This window comes from Kitasatospora sp. Ki12, assembly GCF_054601375.1.
The window spans coordinates 3,092,450-3,108,703 of record NZ_BAAIHT010000001.1 but is presented as its reverse complement, the minus strand read 5'-3'; the positions used below and the strand labels follow the sequence as shown (position 1 = coordinate 3,108,703).

Annotated in this window: 13 protein-coding genes; 4 read left to right on the top strand and 9 right to left on the bottom strand. The window is 73.1% G+C overall.

What is annotated here, in order from left to right; all coding sequences use genetic code 11:
• Positions 1-45 precede the first annotated feature (45 nt).
• From ACYP53_RS13755 to ACYP53_RS13730, 6 genes are all read right to left on the bottom strand, one after another.
• Positions 46-966: an alpha/beta fold hydrolase gene (locus ACYP53_RS13755; protein WP_459647530.1), complete on the bottom strand. Its 921-nt coding sequence runs from the start codon at positions 964-966 to the stop codon at positions 46-48.
• Entirely contained in the window at positions 963-2,048 is a 1,086-nt protein-coding gene (locus tag ACYP53_RS13750; RefSeq protein WP_459647529.1) for a branched-chain amino acid ABC transporter permease, read from the bottom strand. The genes ACYP53_RS13755 and ACYP53_RS13750 overlap by 4 nt, the downstream gene beginning before the upstream one ends.
• A 248-nt stretch (positions 2,049-2,296) precedes the next feature.
• Entirely contained in the window at positions 2,297-3,163 is an 867-nt protein-coding gene (locus ACYP53_RS13745; RefSeq protein ID WP_459647528.1) for a branched-chain amino acid ABC transporter permease, read from the bottom strand.
• Positions 3,163-3,921 carry an ABC transporter ATP-binding protein gene (locus ACYP53_RS13740; RefSeq protein ID WP_459647527.1) on the bottom strand — a complete coding sequence of 253 codons (759 nt, stop codon included), beginning with the start codon at positions 3,919-3,921 and terminating at the stop codon, positions 3,163-3,165. Before ACYP53_RS13740 ends, ACYP53_RS13745 begins: the two co-directional genes overlap by 1 nt.
• A 95-nt stretch (positions 3,922-4,016) precedes the next feature.
• Positions 4,017-4,757 (bottom strand): ABC transporter ATP-binding protein, encoded by a 741-nt coding sequence (locus ACYP53_RS13735; RefSeq protein ID WP_229928808.1) that lies wholly within the window; start codon positions 4,755-4,757, stop codon positions 4,017-4,019.
• A gap of 101 nt (positions 4,758-4,858) precedes the next feature.
• Entirely contained in the window at positions 4,859-6,130 is a 1,272-nt protein-coding gene (locus ACYP53_RS13730; protein WP_459647526.1) for a substrate-binding domain-containing protein, read from the bottom strand.
• Positions 6,131-6,555: 425 nt separating this feature from the next.
• Here ACYP53_RS13730 and ACYP53_RS13725 point away from each other — a divergent pair, with 425 nt between their 5' ends.
• The 4 genes from ACYP53_RS13725 (at position 6,556) to glxA (ending at position 12,652) form a co-directional block, all read left to right on the top strand.
• Positions 6,556-7,317, top strand: a complete 762-nt coding sequence (locus tag ACYP53_RS13725; protein ID WP_459647525.1) for a CoA transferase subunit A — start codon at positions 6,556-6,558, stop codon at positions 7,315-7,317.
• Between the two features lie 4 nt (positions 7,318-7,321).
• A complete protein-coding gene (locus ACYP53_RS13720) occupies positions 7,322-8,032 on the top strand; it encodes a 3-oxoacid CoA-transferase subunit B (protein ID WP_459647524.1) in 711 nt (236 codons plus the stop codon).
• Positions 8,033-8,508: 476 nt separating this feature from the next.
• Complete coding sequence (locus tag ACYP53_RS13715) at positions 8,509-10,707, top strand: glycosyltransferase family 2 protein (RefSeq protein WP_459647523.1); 2,199 nt, start codon at positions 8,509-8,511, stop codon at positions 10,705-10,707.
• 13 nt (positions 10,708-10,720) lie between these two features.
• Positions 10,721-12,652: a radical copper oxidase GlxA gene (gene glxA / locus ACYP53_RS13710; RefSeq protein ID WP_459647522.1), complete on the top strand. Its 1,932-nt coding sequence runs from the start codon at positions 10,721-10,723 to the stop codon at positions 12,650-12,652.
• A gap of 94 nt (positions 12,653-12,746) precedes the next feature.
• Here glxA and ACYP53_RS13705 read toward each other — a convergent pair whose 3' ends face one another.
• From ACYP53_RS13705 to ACYP53_RS13695, 3 genes are all read right to left on the bottom strand, one after another.
• Positions 12,747-13,904 carry a glycoside hydrolase family 6 protein gene (locus tag ACYP53_RS13705; RefSeq protein ID WP_459647521.1) on the bottom strand — a complete coding sequence of 386 codons (1,158 nt, stop codon included), beginning with the start codon at positions 13,902-13,904 and terminating at the stop codon, positions 12,747-12,749.
• A gap of 179 nt (positions 13,905-14,083) precedes the next feature.
• Positions 14,084-14,812, bottom strand: coding sequence for a uracil-DNA glycosylase (locus ACYP53_RS13700; protein WP_459647520.1), 729 nt, complete (start codon positions 14,810-14,812; stop codon positions 14,084-14,086).
• 78 nt (positions 14,813-14,890) lie between these two features.
• On the bottom strand, positions 14,891-16,189 hold the full coding sequence (locus tag ACYP53_RS13695; RefSeq protein WP_459647519.1) for a low temperature requirement protein A: 1,299 nt from the start codon (positions 16,187-16,189) through the stop codon (positions 14,891-14,893).
• Positions 16,190-16,254: the final 65 nt, after the last annotated feature.

Sequence of the window (16,254 nt, the reverse complement as noted above, 5' to 3'; positions counted from 1 at the left end):
GCCGTCGTCCCGGCCCCGCCGTCCCGTGCCGGCCGATCGGGCCGGCTATCCCGCGGCGGGGGCGTCCGCGAGCAGGCTGCGGACGATGCGGTCGGCCCCGGCCCCGCCCCAGAGGATCGAGTAGTGGTTGGTGTCCGGCACCGGTGAGGCCGGAACCCGTTCCGGGTCCAGCCGGGCCAGCCCGATCCGCCCGTGGTCGTAGAGGCCCTGCGGCTCGTCGAGCAGGCCGCGCTCCGCCCAGAGCAGTTCGGCCGGGCAGGGCAGTCGGTGCACCGCGGTGGCCGCCTCCTGGTCCAGGAGGACCTGGGCGCCGTCGGTCCGGACGGCCTCCAGTACGCAGGAGGAGCGCAGTTCGGGCGCCGAGCCGACGAGGTCGCGCTGCGTGTAGGCGTCGATCCCCTCGGACCACGCACCGGCGAAGGCCGGGTGCTTGCGCCAGAACTCCCGGTAGGCGTCACGGTCCGGGAAGGTCATGGACAACCGGGCCAGCGCGGGGCCGAGCACCGCCGCCAGGGCGTCCTCCTCCTGGACGGCCTCGGGCAGCGGGAACGTCACCGCACCGTCCACCAGCAGCACCCGGCGGACGAGTCCGGGGTGCCGGACGGCGGCCAGGGCGGTGACCCAGGCCCCCATCGAGTGGCCGACGAGCACGACGGGCCCCACGCCCAGGGCGGTGATCAGCGCGGCCACGTCGTCGGCGTGCCGGGCCAGCCCGTACGGTCCGGTGACCGAGCGACTGGCGCCGCGCCCCCGGAGGTCGGGGGCGATCAGGGTGACCCGCCCGGCGAGCCGGCGGGCGACCTCGTACCAGGCGAGGCCGTTGGCGGTGATGCCGTGCACCGCCACGACCGTCGGGGCCCCCGGCTCCTCGGCGGGCCAGCGCAGGACGGCCAGGTCCCCACCGGGCACGGGGACGGTCAACTCCTCCGGCTTCAACTCCTCCGGCTTCAACGGCGACTGGCTCACGCGGGAGTACCTCCGGTGGGACGGGCGGTCCGCACGCCGGCCGACGCGCGGACCGTGCGGGCGGATCGGGCGACGCGGACGCGGGCAGGCAGTCTAGCCAGGCCGCCGGGCAGCAGGTAGACCACGGCGACGAACAACGCGCCCAGCAGGAAGAGGGGTTGGGAGAGCGGCACGCGCAGCGCCGCGGGCAGGTCCGCGACGGCCGTCGAGTTGGCGAGGTCGCCGAGGCGGTGGCCCGCCCAGGTGTAGAGGACGCCGCCGAGCAGCGGCCCCCAGCGGGTACCGGACCCGCCGAGGACGACCATGACCAGGAGCGCGAGCGTGGCGTCCGAGGTGGCGGCCTGCGGGGTGGCGCCGCCGGTCAGCAGCAGGTAGACCACCCCGCCCAGCCCGGCGAGCGCGCCGGACAGCACGAAGGCGACCACCTTGTAGCCGTAGGGGCGCAGTCCGAGCACCTCGACCCGGCGCTCGTTCTCCTTGATGCCCTCCCAGACCCGGCCGATCGGCGAGTTGACGGCCCAGTGGACCGTGGCGACCGTCAGCACCAGGTAGCCGACGGCGATCCAGTAGAGGTTGGCCGTGTTCTCGATCCCGAGCAGGCCGGAGGGAAGCAGGTCGGCCGGGGCCGAGCGCCCCTCCTCGCCGCCGGTGACACCACCGGGGTTGCGCTGGACGAGGATCGAGCCGGCCTGGGCGAAGGCGAGGGTGACCATGGAGAAGCCGATCCCGGTGACGCGCAGGCTCACCGAGCCGAGCAGCAGGGCCAGCAGCACGGTGCAGGAGACGCCGAACACCGCGGCGGCGGCGAACGGCAGTCGCAGCTCCAGCATGCCGAGGTCCGTGGCGTAGAGGCCGGCCGCGAAGTAGAGCGCGTGGCCGAAGGAGAGCAGTCCGGTACGGCCTAGCAGGAGGTCGTAGCCGGTGGCGAGGGCCCCGTAGAGCAGGCACAGGGCGAGCAGTTGGAGACTTCCGGGGCTGCCGAGCGGGCCGTCGAGCAGTCCCGGGACGGGAAGCGCACTGTATGGGGCGACAAGGAGCGTGATCAGCAGGGCGATCGGCCACCAGCGTAGCGCTCTGTGCATCACTGTCCAGCGATTAGTGACTGATTCACCTGTTCGAGGGATGGCGCCAGGCTCGCGTGTGTGTTCACAATGGGTCTCGGCAAGGCTGGTGTCAGTCCCCCTTGCCACAGTGGCGGTGTCGGCGGAGCTGGTGTCAGTCCCCTCCGCGGACACGGTGGTCACGGCAGGGCCGGTGTCAGTCCCCCCTGTCGAGGCGGCGCCGCGGTCGGCCACGGGGCCACCGGTGCTCGTGATCGGCGTTTCGGCGCTCACGCGAGCCTCCCGGTGAGTCCACGGGGTCGGACCAGAAGCAGCACGGCGAGCAGGACGACGACCGAGAGGTCGCCGAGCCCGGCCCCGGTGTAGTAGTTGGCGAACTGCTGGACGAGGCCGACGCCCACCGAGGCGGCGGCGGCCCCGGTCACGGAGCCCATGCCTCCCATCACGACGACGACGAAGGCGAAGATGAGCAGGCCGGTCCCCTGGCCGGGATTGACCGAACCGAAGTAGAGGCCGCCGAGGGCGCCGCCGAGCGCGGCGGCCGCCCCGCCGAGGGCGAAGACGAGGGTGAACGCCCTCCGGACGTCGATGCCGAGCGCCGTGACCATCGCCCGGTCCTCGACGCCGGCCCGGACGATCAACCCGTAGCGGGTGCGGGCGAGGAACAACCGAAGAGTGACCAACAACAGCACAGCGGCAGCCACCAGCACGAAGCGGTTGACCGGGACGGTCGCACCGAACACGTGCCAGGTGCCGGACAGCAGGGCCGGCTGCGGGAAGGGGCGGGCGTCGGCACCCCAGATCCCCATGAGCAGGGCGGGTACGGCGAGCCCGACCCCGACGGTGGCGAGGATCTGGTCGCGTGGGCGGCTGTAGAGCGGCCGGATCAGGAAGAGCTCCAGCAGGACGGCGGCGACCGTCCCGACCAGGGTGCCGAACGGCACCGCGAGCCAGAAGGAGAGGCCGGCCTCGGCGCCGGCCCACCAGGTGGCGTACGCGCCGATGGAGAGCAGGGCGCCGTGCGCGAAGTTGAGCACGTCCATCAGACCGAAGATCAGCGACAGACCGGAGGCGACCAGGAAGTACAGCGCACCGAGACCGAGACCGGTACAGAAGAGGAGGACGACGGTGTCCATCAGGGCTTCACCTCCGTGGTGACGACAGGGGTGGCCGGGGAGGCGGCGGGCCGGGGCCCGCCGGCGAGCGGGTGACGGGAGCCGACGCCGAGCAGGCGGCGGGCGGCCTCCTCGTCGGCCAACAGCTCGGCGGTGTCCCCGCGGTGGGCGGTGCGGCCGTCGGCCAGGACGGCGCAGGTGCCGGCCAGCCGACGGACCAGGGCGAGGTTCTGCTCGACGAGGAGGACGGGCACGGCCTCGGCCGCACGCGCCAGCACCTCGGCCACCTCGGAGACGATCTTCGGTGCCAGGCCCTTGGTGGGCTCGTCGGCGATGATCAGCCGGTTGCGGTTGAGCAGCGTCCGACCGATCGCCACCATCTGCTGCTGGCCGCCGGAGAGCGTCCCGGCCAACTGTCCGGCCCGCTGCTTCAGTTCGGGGAAGAGCTCGTGGACGAGCGTGTAGTCCGGCTCGCCGCCCTCCTCCCCGCCACGGGCACCGCGCTCGGCGAGGCGGAGGTTCTCGGCGACCGTCAGGCCGGCGAAGATCCCCCGGTCCTCCGGCGCGTACCCGATGCCATGACGAACGACCAGATGCGTGGGAAGGGAGGAGAGTTCGGCACCTGCCAAGCGGACGGAACCGGTGCGCGGCACCAGGCCCATGACGGCCTTGACGGTGGTGGTCTTGCCCGCACCGTTGCGGCCGAGGAGCGCGGTGACCCCGGCGGGGGCCACGTCGAGGTCGACACCGTGCAGGATGTGCAGCCCGTCGATGACCACCCGCAGATCACGGACGGAGAGGAGGGGTTCGAGAGCCGACGACGTCGAGGCGGCCGCCCGCGGCGAGGAGGACGGAGAGAAGGAAGGAGAAGAGGTCACAGCGCCTCGCCCAGGTAGGCCTGCTGCACGGTCGGGTCGGCCATCACGGCCTCGGGGGTGTCCAGGGCGAGCAGGGTGCCGTGGTGCATCACCGCGAGCCGGTCGGCCAGGCCGAGCAGGACGTCCATGTGGTGTTCGACCATCAGGACGGTCCGGCCCAGGTCGCGGTGCACGGAGCGGATCAGCTCGGTGAGGGCGGGCACCTCCTCCGCGCTGACGCCGGCCATCGGCTCGTCCAGCAGGATCAGCCGGGGGTCGGAGACCAGCAGGACGGCCAGCTCCAGCTTGCGCTTCTCCCCGTGCGAGAGCGCACCGGCCGGGGCGTCCGCACGGTGGGTGAGGTCGGTGCGGTGCAGGGTGTCGGCCAGCTGCTCCTCGTAGCGGTCGGCGCGGCGCCAGAGCCGGTACGAGGCTCGCGGACCGGCCGCCGCCTGGGCGGCCAGGCGTACGTGGTCGGCGACCGTCATCCCCGGCCAGAGGGAGGAGGTCTGGAAGGTGCGGCCGAGCCCCCGGCGGGCCCTGGCGTGCACCGTCTCGGTGGTGACGTCGGCACCGTCGAGCTGGAGGCGGCCGCGCGTCGCCGGGTAGATGCCGGAGATCAGGTTGAAGAGGGAGGTCTTGCCGGCGCCGTTGGGCCCGATGAAGGCGATGAACTCGCCCTCGCCGACGGAGAAGGAGACGTCCTCGACGATCGGCACACCGCGGACGGACCAGCCGAGCCCGTCCAGACTCAGCACCGGGGAGGAGGAACGCGAGGAGGACGCGACAGAAGACCCATCGGGAGACAGGGCAGGAGACACGGCAGGAGTGGAGGCGGTGCGGGCGGTGGGCATCGGGATCAGCCCGCCATCGGGGTGACCGGGGGCGCCACCTCGTCCGCGGTCAGGGTCTTCTCCACCGAGGGCTTGGCCGCGGCCGCGGTACCGGTCAGCCGGACCTGGAACATCGGCTGGAGGAGGGCGTGGTCCTCGGGACGGACCGTGGTCCTCCCCTTCACCCCGTCGAAGCTCCAGCCCTCCAGGGCCTTGACCAGGGCCGAGGTGTCGTCGGCGGAGCCGTGGCCGGCCTCGACGGCGTGCACGATCATCTGGGCGGCGGTGAAACCGTCCGGGGTGAAGATGTCGGGCTTCCCTCCGGCGGCCGTGACGGCCTCGACCATGGCCTTCTCGACCGGGGTGCCCGCGGCGCCGCCGAAGTAGTGGTTCAGGAAGGAGATCTTCTCGCCGGCCGGTCCGAACAGCGGGTAGGAGGCGGCCAGGTCCAGGCCGGTGACGACCTTGGTGTCGGTGAAGACGTCCTGCTGGTTGAGCGCCGTCCACAGGGCCGAGGCGGTGTCGCCGGCCCAGGCGACGAACAGCAGGTCGGGTTTGGCGGTCTTGGCCTGGGTGGCGAAGGGGGTGAGGTCGGTGGCGCTCGGCGGGGCGAGCACCTGGTCGACCGTCGCCCCCTCGGCGCCCAGCACGGCCTTGACGGCGGCCACGTTGGCCTGCCCGAAGGCGTTGTCCTGAGCGAGCACGGTGACCTTCTTGCCCTTGGCGTCACCGACGAACGAGGCCGCGGTCCTGATGTCCTGGTAGGACTGGCGGCCGGAACGGAAGGTGTACGTGTTCAGACCGGTGACCTTGTCCGCGGCGGCCGGACCGCTGATGAAGAGCACCTTGTTCTGCGCGGCGATCGGGCCGACCTGGAGGGCCACGCCGGAGGCCGTGGAACCCGCCAGGACCTTGTAGCCCTTGCCGATCAGGTCCTTGGCGGCGGACACCGCCTTGGCCGGGTCGCCCGCGTCGTCCTGCTCCTCGACCTCGATCTTGTGCCCGTCGACCGCGCCGGTGCCCTTGGTCGCGTAGCTCAGGCCGGCCTTGAAGCCGTCCAGGTACTGCTTGCCGTAGGCGGCCAGCGGTCCGGTCTTGGAGTACACCAGGCCGACCTTGACCGGGCCCTTGCCACCGCCGTCCGCCGCACTCGTCCCGGCGGTGCCGGCCTTGGCGCAGCCTGCCGCGAGCAGCGCGCACGCCGCGAGCGCGGCGAGCTTCCGGGCCGGACCGCCGGTCAGGGACTCGCCCGGGCGGGCGCCGGAGGCGGTCCTGGTGGGGGCTGTCGAGCTGCGCATGGTGACCGACTCCTGAGGTGCGGCGGGGTGGATGCCGGAACCGTAGGTGTGCGGTGGGAACGGCGACATGTGGCCGGACGACGCATCAGCCCGATGTGTTGTGGCCCCGGCCGACATACCACCGCTCCGGCACCGCCTTCCGGCCGGTCGGGTGTGGGTCGCCGCCATGGGTCCGCGCCGGCCCATGGCGGAGGCCGCCATGGCTGGGACGGCCCGCGCCCGGTGACCGTGGAGGCAGTGCACCGGTGGCCTCGGACGGACCCCCGGGCCGCGGGCCGGGCATGCCCTGCCACCGCGCACGCTCACCGCCCTTCCACCCGCCTGCCCTCCCGTCCTCCCGTACTCCCGCCCGTCCGTCCGTCCGTCCGTCCTCCCACCGCCCGCTCCCCTTCCCCCTTCCCTTCACTCCCTCACGAGGTGATCCCTTGGACAAGGTCCTGGACTCCCCCGCCGATGCCGTCGGGGACATCCCCGACGGCGCGGTGCTGGCCGTCGGCGGCTTCGGCCTCTGCGGCATCCCGAGCACACTGATCGGTGCCCTGGTGGACGCCGGTACCACCGGGCTGCGCGTGGTCTCGAACAACTGCGGGGTGGACGACTGGGGGCTGGACCTGCTGCTACGGGCGGGCCGGATCGCCCGGATGACCTCCTCGTACGTCGGGGAGAACAAGGAGTTCGCCCGGCAGTACCTCGCCGGTGAGCTGGAGGTCGAGCTGACCCCGCAGGGCACGCTGGCCGAACGGCTGCGGGCGGGCGGTGCCGGCATCCCGGCGTTCTTCACCCCGGCCGGGGTCGGCACCCAGGTCGAGGAGGGCGGGCTGCCCTGGCGCTACGCGGCCGACGGCTCGGTGGAGCTGGCCTCTCCGCCCAAGGAGGTCCGGGAGTTCGGCGGTCGGCGGTACCTGCTGGAGGAGGCGATCACGGCGGACTTCGCGCTGGTCCGGGCCGAAGTGGCGGACCGGCACGGCAACTGCGTGTTCCACGCGGCCGCCCGCAACCTCAACCCGCTCTGCGCGACGGCGGGCCGGATCACCCTGGTCGAGGCGGACAGGATCGTCGAGCCGGGCGAGCTCCCGCCGGACGCCGTGCACCTGCCCGGGGTGTACGTCGACCGGGTGGTGGCCGCCGACCCCGAGGACCGTCGCATCGAGCGCCGGACCGTCCGCCCCGCACGCCAGGAGTCCTGAACCGATGCCCACGTCCGCAGCCGTACCCGCCCCCGCGCCTGCCCCCGCACCGACCGGCCCCACCCCCGAAGCCTCCGAAGCCCTCGACCCGCGCAACGCCCTGGCCGCCCGCGCCGCACGGGAGTTGCGCGACGGGCAGTACGTGAACCTGGGGATCGGCCTGCCCACCCTGATCCCCAACCACCTCCCACCCGGCGTCGAGGTGGTGCTGCACTCGGAGAACGGCATCCTCGGCGTCGGCCCCTACCCCGAGGAGGGCGCCGAGCACGCCGACCTGATCAACGCCGGGAAGGAGACGGTGACGGTCGCCCCCGGCGCCTCGTACTTCGACTCGGCCTTCTCCTTCGGCATGGTCAGGGCCGGCCGGATCGACGTCTCGGTGCTCGGCGCGATGCAGGTGTCGGTCGCCGGGGACCTCGCGAACTGGACGGTCCCCGGCAGGACGGTCAAGGGCATGGGCGGTGCGATGGACCTCGTGCACGGTGCCCGCCGGCTGATCGTCGTGATGGAGCACACCGCCCGGGACGGCTCGCCGAAGATCGTCGAGGAGCTGTCGCTTCCCGCGACGGGCCGGCGGGTGGTGGCCCGGATCGTCACCGATCTGGCCGTGGTCGACGTGACCCCCGAAGGGCTGCGCGTGGTGGAGACGGCGCCGGGAGTGGGGTTCGCCGAGGTCCAGGCGGCGACCGGCGCCACCCTGCTGCCGCCGCGCTGAACCCAGCCGGAACCACCGGAGCCAGCGCACGGAACCACCGGTCGGAACCAACGGTCGGATCGCCCTTCGGGATTGGTCCGGCCGTTCTCCATGCCGAATTCGCCGCAATAGCATCAGTGCCCGCCATATTGGCCGAGAACCGCGTCACCGTCACACTCAGGCGGTGATCATTGCCCGCAACGGTTGCCATCGCCGTTACGCTCCGGGAGAGTTGAGGTTGCAAAGGGTCCCGCGCACCCGGAGGGGAAGACTGGAAGTGCGCCGGGGTCCCGCATTCGAGACCGCCGCACGGGCGCACGACCAGACGGGTCGTACACACTGGATGTGCGGGACAACAGCCCCGGAAACTGCCGGAGAACCGCAGTTCAGGGGGCGGTGTTCCACCCGGACGGCGCCAGGTCCGGCCCTGCGGAGCGAAGCGGGGCCGGGCAGAGCCGAGCAAGCGAAGCAAGGCGCGAATTCCGGGGGGAGCACTCATGACCATGCCGTTCGCACGACGCAAGGGCGTCGGAACGGCCCGCGGGCGAGGTACCGGGCGACTCGACGAGAGCGCCCTGAGCGAGTTACCCATACCCGAAGCCCCGTACGACTACGGCCACTTCAGCCGCCTCGCCGGTCCGGCGCACGACCCGGACGAGGACGACGACCTCGGCGGCGGGGTCTACCGCCCCGAGCCGGCCACCCACCACCCCGCGCCGGACACCGGCCCCACCCCGGGCACCCACCCCACCGCCCAAGCGCCCTGGCCACAAGCACCCGGGGCCCTGGCTCCCCTGACACAAGCTCCCCGGCCCCGGCCCGAGTCCCAGCCCGAGCCCCCGGCGCCCCGGCCCGACCTCCCGGTGCCCCTGCCCGACCTCCCGGCGGAGCCCTACCGCGTCCGGTACCGCAGCCTGTTGCGCCGCGAGCCGCACCGGATCCGCGCCGCCCTGCTGATGCTGGCCGCCCCCGTCGTGGAGGCGGTGCTGCTGATCTGGCTGCTGCTGCCGGAGCACTGGCCGGAGCGGCTGGACGAGACGAACGTCCTGGTACTGCTCGGCGACAAGGTGATGATCGGGATCATCGCGGTGGTCGAGCTGTTCCGGCTGGTCAACGTGGTCTCCAACACCCATGCGACGCTGGTCGCCCGCGACCCGGTCCCGGTGACTCCGCAGCCGGGCACCCGGGTCGCCTTCCTCACCACCTGCGTGCCGGGCAAGGAGCCGCCGGAGATGGTCCGGGCCACGCTGGCCGCGGCCCGCGCGGTGCGGCACGAAGGACCGTACGACGTCTGGCTGCTGGACGAGGGAAACGATTCTGCAATGCGGGCGCTCTGCGCCGAGCTGGGCGTCCGCCACTTCACCCGCGCGGGCCGTCCGCACTGGAACCGCCCCGAAGGCCGCTTCCGGGCCGGGAGCAAGCACGGCAACTACAACGCGTGGCTCCAGGAGCACGGCGACGAGTACGACTTCTGGGTCTCCGTCGACACCGACCACGTCCCGCTGCCGGACTTCTGCGAGCGCATGCTCGGCTACTTCCGCGACCCCGACGTGGCATTCGTGGTCGGCCCCCAGGTGTACGGGAACTACCGCAGCTCGGGTTCGGCCGTCACCAAATTCGCCGAGAGCCAGCAGTACCTCTTCCACGCCCTCATCCAGCGTGCCGGAAACCGTTACGGCGCGCCCATGTTCGTCGGCACCAACAACGCCGTCAGAATCCGCGCGCTCCAGTCGATCGGCGGGTTGTACGACTCCATCACCGAGGACATGGCGACCGGCCTGGAGTTCCACCGGAGCCGAAACCCGGAGAGCGGAGAACGCTGGAAGTCCGTGTACACCCCGGACGTGCTCGCGGTCGGCGAAGGCCCGTCCTCCTGGACCGACTTCTTCTCCCAGCAACTGCGCTGGAGCCGGGGCACCTACGAGACCCTGCTCACCCGGTACTGGCGGGTGCTCTGGCAGCTGTCGCCGGGCCGGCTGCTCAACTACTCGCTGATGGTGCTCTTCTACCCGATGGCCGCGCTCACCTGGCTGCTCGGCGGTGTGTCCAGCGTGCTCTACCTGGGCTTCGGCGCCTCGGGCGTCCACGTCTCGTCCGAGCTCTGGATGATGCTCTACAGCGACGCCGCCGCGCTCCAACTCCTGCTCTACACCTGGAACCGCAAGCACAACGTGAGCCCGCACGAGCCGGCCGGCTCCTCCGGGGTGGCCGGGATGATGATGTCGGCCCTCTGCGGCCCGATCTACGCGGCCTCGCTGCTGCAGGCGCTGGTGCGCCGCCGCAGCCGCTTCGAGGTGACGCCGAAGGGCCGCTCGGCCAGCACCGACCGGCTCTCCACCTTCCGCTTCCACCTGTTCTGGACCCTGGTCCTCGGCGGGGCGATCGCCGCCTCCTACGTCACCGGCTACGACCACGTGGCGATGCGGGCCTGGGCCTGGATCGCCCTGGCGCTGACCCTCCTGCCGCTCCTGATCTCGGCCGGTGACGCCGTACGCCACCGCCGGACCCGGCCCACCGCCACCCTCACCGTCACCGGCGGCCCGGCGGCTCCGGGGGTCCTCCTGGAGAAGCGCCGCCCGCGCCACGCCCGCGACCCCCGGGCCCCGCACCACACCCCGCACACCCCGCAAGCCCAACGGGCCCCACAGACCCTCCCCGAACCCGACCGGGCCGAGAGCGGCACCCCCATCCACTGAGGGAGCAACCACCGTGAGGATCCACAAGACCGGCCGGACCAAGCGCTTCGCCCTCGGCAGCACCGTCGCGCTCACCGTGGCCGGGATGAACGCGCCGGCCGTCCTCGGCTTCGCGTCCGAGCAGTACCACCACTACGTGATCAACCGCCCCGAGTACAAGGCGCAGTACGGCCACTGGGAGACGCTGACGCTGCCCGCCGAGTTCCGGGTCAACGCCGTCCACGCGACCCTGCTGCGCACAGGCAAGGTCCTGATCGTGGCCGGCTCCGGCAACGACGAGAAGCAGTTCGGCGCGGGCACCTTCAAGAGCCTGCTGTGGGATCCGGCCCGGAACACCTACAAGCTGGTCCCCACCCCGGCCGACATGTTCTGCGGCGGTCACACCTCGCTGCCCGACGGCCGGGTCCTGGTGGCCGGCGGCACCCAGCGGTACGAGAAGCTGGCCGGCGCGGTGAAGCGGGCGGCCGGCGTGATGCGGGTGCGCAACGAGAGCCCCGAGCGGGCCCGGACCTTCCCGAAGGGCACCGTCTTCGTCGCCGCGAACGGCCGCGAGTACGCCACCACCGTCCCGGTGACCGTCCCGGCCGCGACGAAGACCGGCTCCGGCCAGCAGACCGTCGTCGCCGCCGGCGAGCAGCACGTGTTCGTGGAGGCGGTCGGCACCGGTCCCGAGTACGTCGCCGCCTCCTCCGCCCAGTACCGGATCAAGGGCCTGAGCGGGACCGACGCCCACAACCTGTACGGGCAGAGCGACAAGCTGACCCTGGACAAGCAGGAGTACCAGGGCATCCGCGCCGCCTTCGAGTTCAACCCGGACACCGAGCTGTACGAGCCGGTCACCGACATGACGTACGCCCGCTGGTACCCGACGCTGACCGGGCTCGGCGACGGCCGGGTGGTCACCGTCTCCGGGCTGGACGACACCGGGGAGATCCTCGACGGCAACGACAACGAGGTCTACGACCCGAGGACCAAGTCCTGGGCGAAGGCGCCCGACCGCTACTTCCCGACCTACCCGGCGATCTTCCTGACCGCCTCCGGCAAGCTCTTCTACTCGGGCTCCAACGGCGGCTACGGCCCCGCCGACAAGGGCCGCGAACCCGGCGTCTGGGACCTGTCCACCAACGCCTTCCAGCCCGTCCCCGGTCTGCGCGACCCGGGCCTGACCGAGACCTCCTCCTCCGTGCTGCTGCCGCCCGCGCAGGCCCAGAAGGTGATGGTCCTCGGTGGCGGGGGCGTCGGCGAGTCGCCGCTGTCCACGGCCCGCACCGACATCGCCGACCTGGCGGCCGCCGTACCCGCCTTCACCCCGGGGCCGGACCTGCCGGCCGGCGGCACCCGCTACCTCAACAGCGTGATCCTCCCGGACGACACCGTCTTCACCACCGGCGGTTCCAGCGGCTACCGCGGCCGCGGCGACAGCGACCTGCTCAAGGCGCAGGTGTACCACCCGGACACCAACGGCTTCACCCCCGTCGCCGAACCGACCGTCGGCCGCGACTACCACTCGGAGGCGCTGCTGCTGCCGGACGGGCGGGTCGCCGTGCTCGGCTCCAACCCGCTCTTCGCCGACAAGGCCGAGACCCAGCCGGGCGGCTTCGAGCAGCGCATCGAGATCTACACCCCGCCCTACCTCTACCGCGGCGACCGCCCGCGGGTGGACGCCGCCCCGCAGGCGGCGAAGCTCGGCGGCACCGTCCGGGTCGGCACCTCCCGGCCGGACGCGGTCGCCACCGCCAAGCTGATCCGGCCCAGTTCGGTCACCCACGTCACGGACGTCGAGCAGCGCTCGGTGGCCCTGGACATCACCGGGCGGACGGCGGACGGGGTCTCGCTCGCCCTCCCCGCCAACCCCAACCTGCTGCCGCCGGGCTGGTACATGCTGTTCCTGACGGACGCCGCCGGCACCCCGTCCGTCGCCCGCTGGATCCAGGTCACCGGCTGAGGACCGGCCGCCGCGAGGTCGACCCCGGCGCCAGACACCAGACACCAGACACCCGACACCCGGCCCCGGCGGCGGGCGCGGGCCCGGGGCGGCGTCAGCGCGCCGCCTGCGCCAGCCCCAGCGCGTACGGCAGCCAGAACTCGCCCGCCCGGGGCTCGCCGCGGCCGCAGTCGCCGTCCGACTCCCCCGGGTTCTTGATCCACAGGTAGGCGTCCACCCCGGGCCGGCCCGTCTCGGCGGTCGGCCGCTCGCCGAGCGCGCGCCCGGGCGGGTTGCACCAGGAGTCTCCGCCCAGCGCGCCGTTGCCGCTGCGGCTGGTGTCGATCACGAAGCGCTTCCCGCCCAGTGCGGCGGAGAGCCGGGCCCCGTACGCCACGTTCCGGTCGGTGTCGTAGAAGTTGGCGACGTTCACGGCGAAACCGTCCGCGGCGGCGATGCCCGACTTGCGCAGGGCGCCGGCCAGCTCCTCCGGGTCCTGCGACCAGCCCGGGTTGCCCGCGTCCAGGTAGACCCGGACGTTCGGACGCTTCTTCAACTCCTGGACGGCGAAAGCCAGCAGGCCGTACCGCTCGGCCGCCAGGTCGCCCTTGACGCCGCAGGTGTCCAGGGTGTGCGCGACGGCGTCCGGCTCCAGCACCACCCAGGCCTTGCGGTCGCCCAGGGCCTGCGCGACGTCGGTGATCCAGGCCCGGTAGGCGGCGGCGTCGGAGGCACCGCCGGCCGAGTACTGGCCGCAGTCCCGGTGCGGGATGTCGTACGCGACGAAGACCGCCGTCCGGCCCGCCTCGGCGGCCCGGCGGCTCACCTGCTCGGCGATCTGCCGGGCGCCCTGCTCGCCGAGCCACTGCGAGGAGGGCTGGGCGGCGATCCGCAGCAGCGTGTCGGCCTCCGCCGTGCGGCCCTGGCCGCGCAGCGCGGTCACCTGCCGGGCGGCGTTGGTCTGGTCGGAGACGTAGAAGGCCTGCCCGGGCAGCTGGGCGAGACCACCGGGCCCGGTGGCCGGGCCCGCTCCGTCGCCCCCGCTGCCGGCAGCAGAGCCGGACCCGGTACCGGAGCTGGAGCCGGTACCGGCTCCAGCAGCCGTGGCGGCGGCCGAGGAGCCCGGTCCCGGGCCCTTGCCGCCCCCGTCGGCGCCCCCGTCCGCGCCGCCGCACCCGGACACCGCCACCAGCACCCCGGCCAGCGCCGCCCCCACGGCCCAGCGCGGGGCCCCCGCCCACCGAAACGTCCTCGTCCGCCCCAGCCCGTGCACGTACCGCCCCTCCCAGGACCGGTCCGGCGACCGGTCGGCACCAGCTAAGCACACCCGGCACCGGCCGCCGGCAGCCGACGGTGAACGGCAAGTGGCCGTGGGCGAACGGGAGATCGACCCCGTCCGGCCCACGGCCACCCGGCGCTCCGGCCCCGCTCGCGGCGGGACCGGAGCGGCCCTCAGCCCTGCTTCAGGTCGGGCACCCGCCAGTCGATCGGCTCACCGCCGAAGCCGTCCAGCGCGGTGTTGATCTGCGAGAACGGACGGCTGCCGAAGAACAGCTTCGCGGACAGCGGCGACGGGTGCGCGCCCTGCACCACCACGTGCTTCTCGGTGTCGATCAGCGGCAGCTTCTTCTTCGCGTAGTTGCCCCACAGCACGAAGACCACCGGCTCCTCGCGCTCGCTCACCGCCTTGATCACCGCGTCGGTGAACTTCTCCCAGCCCTTCGCCTTGTGCGAGTTGGCCTCGTGGGCGCGGACCGTGAGCACTGCGTTGAGCAGCAGCACGCCCTGCTCGGCCCAGTGCATCAGGTAGCCGTTGTCCGGGGCCGGGATGCCCAGGTCGGCGTCCAGCTCCTTGAAGATGTTGCGCAGCGACGGCGGCGTCCTGGTGCCCGGCAGCACCGAGAAGCTCATGCCGTGGGCCTGGCCGTTGTCGTGGTACGGGTCCTGCCCGAGCACGAGCACCCGGACCTTCTCGTACGGCGTCGCCTCCAGCGCGGCGAACTCCTGGCCGCTCGGCGGGAAGACCTCGTGCTCCGCGCGCTGGGCCGCCACGAAGGCCGCCAGCTCGGCGAAGTACGGCTTCTCGACCTCGGCGCCCAGCACCCCGCGCCAGGACTCGGGCAGCTCCAGCCCGCCGCCCGCGCCGCCCTCGACCACGCCCGCCTCGACCGTGTCCGTCACGACATCTACCTCCCACACCGCGGCTGCTGCGCCGCACGCCCTCTTTCACCCCGAACGCTACACAGGCCCACCGACAACTCACTCCCCCGGAGCGGCAGCGGCCTCCGGAGCGGGAACCCGAGCGGCGGCCTCCGGCACGGGGGCCCGGGCGGCGGACCGGGCGGCGGACCGGGCGGCGGACCGGGCGGCGGACCGGGCGGCGGACCGGGCGGCGCGCTCCACCCGGAGGTGCTCCAGCACGTTGAGCGCCACCAGCAGTACGGCCAGAACCACCAGCACCACCAGCGCCGGCAGCCGCACCATCGCGGGCAGCAGCGCCAGCACCACCGCCGCCGCCGCGATCCGGGTCGTCGCGACCTGGCGGAACATCATCCAGCGGGTGTACCCGAAGGTCAGCAGGTACAGCCCGCACCCGCCGTACAGCAGCGTCACCGAGCCCGGGCCGAGCGCCTGACCCGGGTCCGCGACCGTCTCCCCGAAGCCGACCGCCACCCCGATCACCCCGGCGACCAGCGCCAGGTGCCCGTACTGGAAGACCCGCCGGACCATGTCCCGGCGCGAGTCGGCGATCACCACCGCGTGCCGCATGGCGTCCGCCGCGAACACGAAGTACTGCCACCACAGGCCCGCCGAGATGGTGAACGCGACCGCCACGGCGGCGAGTTCGGCCGCGTCCAGCCGGGCGGAGGCCGCCGTGCCGCCGATCCCGACGATCGACTCCCCGAGCGCCACCAGCAGGAACAGCGCGAACCGCTCCGGCATGTGCGCCGGGTGGTAGGCCACCTTCGCGAGCCGGCGCCGGAACACCAGCGGCGCGCCCAGGTCGCAGAGCGAGGCCGCCGCCCACAGGGCCAGCCGCGGCCCCTCCGGCAGCAGCCCGCCGGCCACCAGCAGCGGCCCGCTGACCAGCACGCCCACCCCGTACGGGCCGCGCCAGACGCCCGGGATCCGGACCAGCAGGAGCAGCAGCACCACCCGGGCCAGCCAGTACGCGGCACCGAGCAGCACGCCCCGCCCGCCGTACGCGCCCGGGACGGCGAGGGCCATGAACAGGCCGGTCAGGCCGACCAGCAGGATGCCCAGGCGGTCCCGCAGGTTGTCCACGTCCCGGATGTTGGCCTGCACGGTGGTGCCCACCCAGCACCAGTACACCGGCACGAAGACCACCAGCGCCCGGACCAGTCCGGCCGCGTCGTGGTGGTGGTGCAGCAGGCCGGAGACCTGGGTGATGGCGAAGACGAAGACCAGGTCGAAGTAGAGCTCCGCCCAGGTGACCCGCTTCTCCTCCGGGCCCTCCGACTCCGGACTCACCCGTTCCGGGCCCCCCGACTCCAGGCCCGTCACCTCCAGGCCCGGTGACTCCCCCGTCGTGCTCATCCGCGTCTTGCCTCCCCGCAAGCCGAAAACGTACGAATCGGGCCCCGCCCCGGCGAACGGCCGGA

Bases quoted from the DNA above. Each gene is read 5' to 3' on its own strand.
- ACYP53_RS13695 (WP_459647519.1), bottom strand. From the start codon at position 16,189: ATGAGCACGACGGGGGAGTCACCGGGCCTGGAGGTGACGGGCCTGGAG.
- ACYP53_RS13715 (WP_459647523.1), top strand. From the start codon at position 8,509: ATGACCATGCCGTTCGCACGACGCAAGGGCGTCGGAACGGCCCGCGGG.
- ACYP53_RS13730 (WP_459647526.1), bottom strand. From the start codon at position 6,130: ATGCGCAGCTCGACAGCCCCCACCAGGACCGCCTCCGGCGCCCGCCCG.
- ACYP53_RS13720 (WP_459647524.1), top strand. From the start codon at position 7,322: ATGCCCACGTCCGCAGCCGTACCCGCCCCCGCGCCTGCCCCCGCACCG.
- ACYP53_RS13745 (WP_459647528.1), bottom strand. From the start codon at position 3,163: ATGGACACCGTCGTCCTCCTCTTCTGTACCGGTCTCGGTCTCGGTGCG.
- ACYP53_RS13750 (WP_459647529.1), bottom strand. From the start codon at position 2,048: ATGCACAGAGCGCTACGCTGGTGGCCGATCGCCCTGCTGATCACGCTC.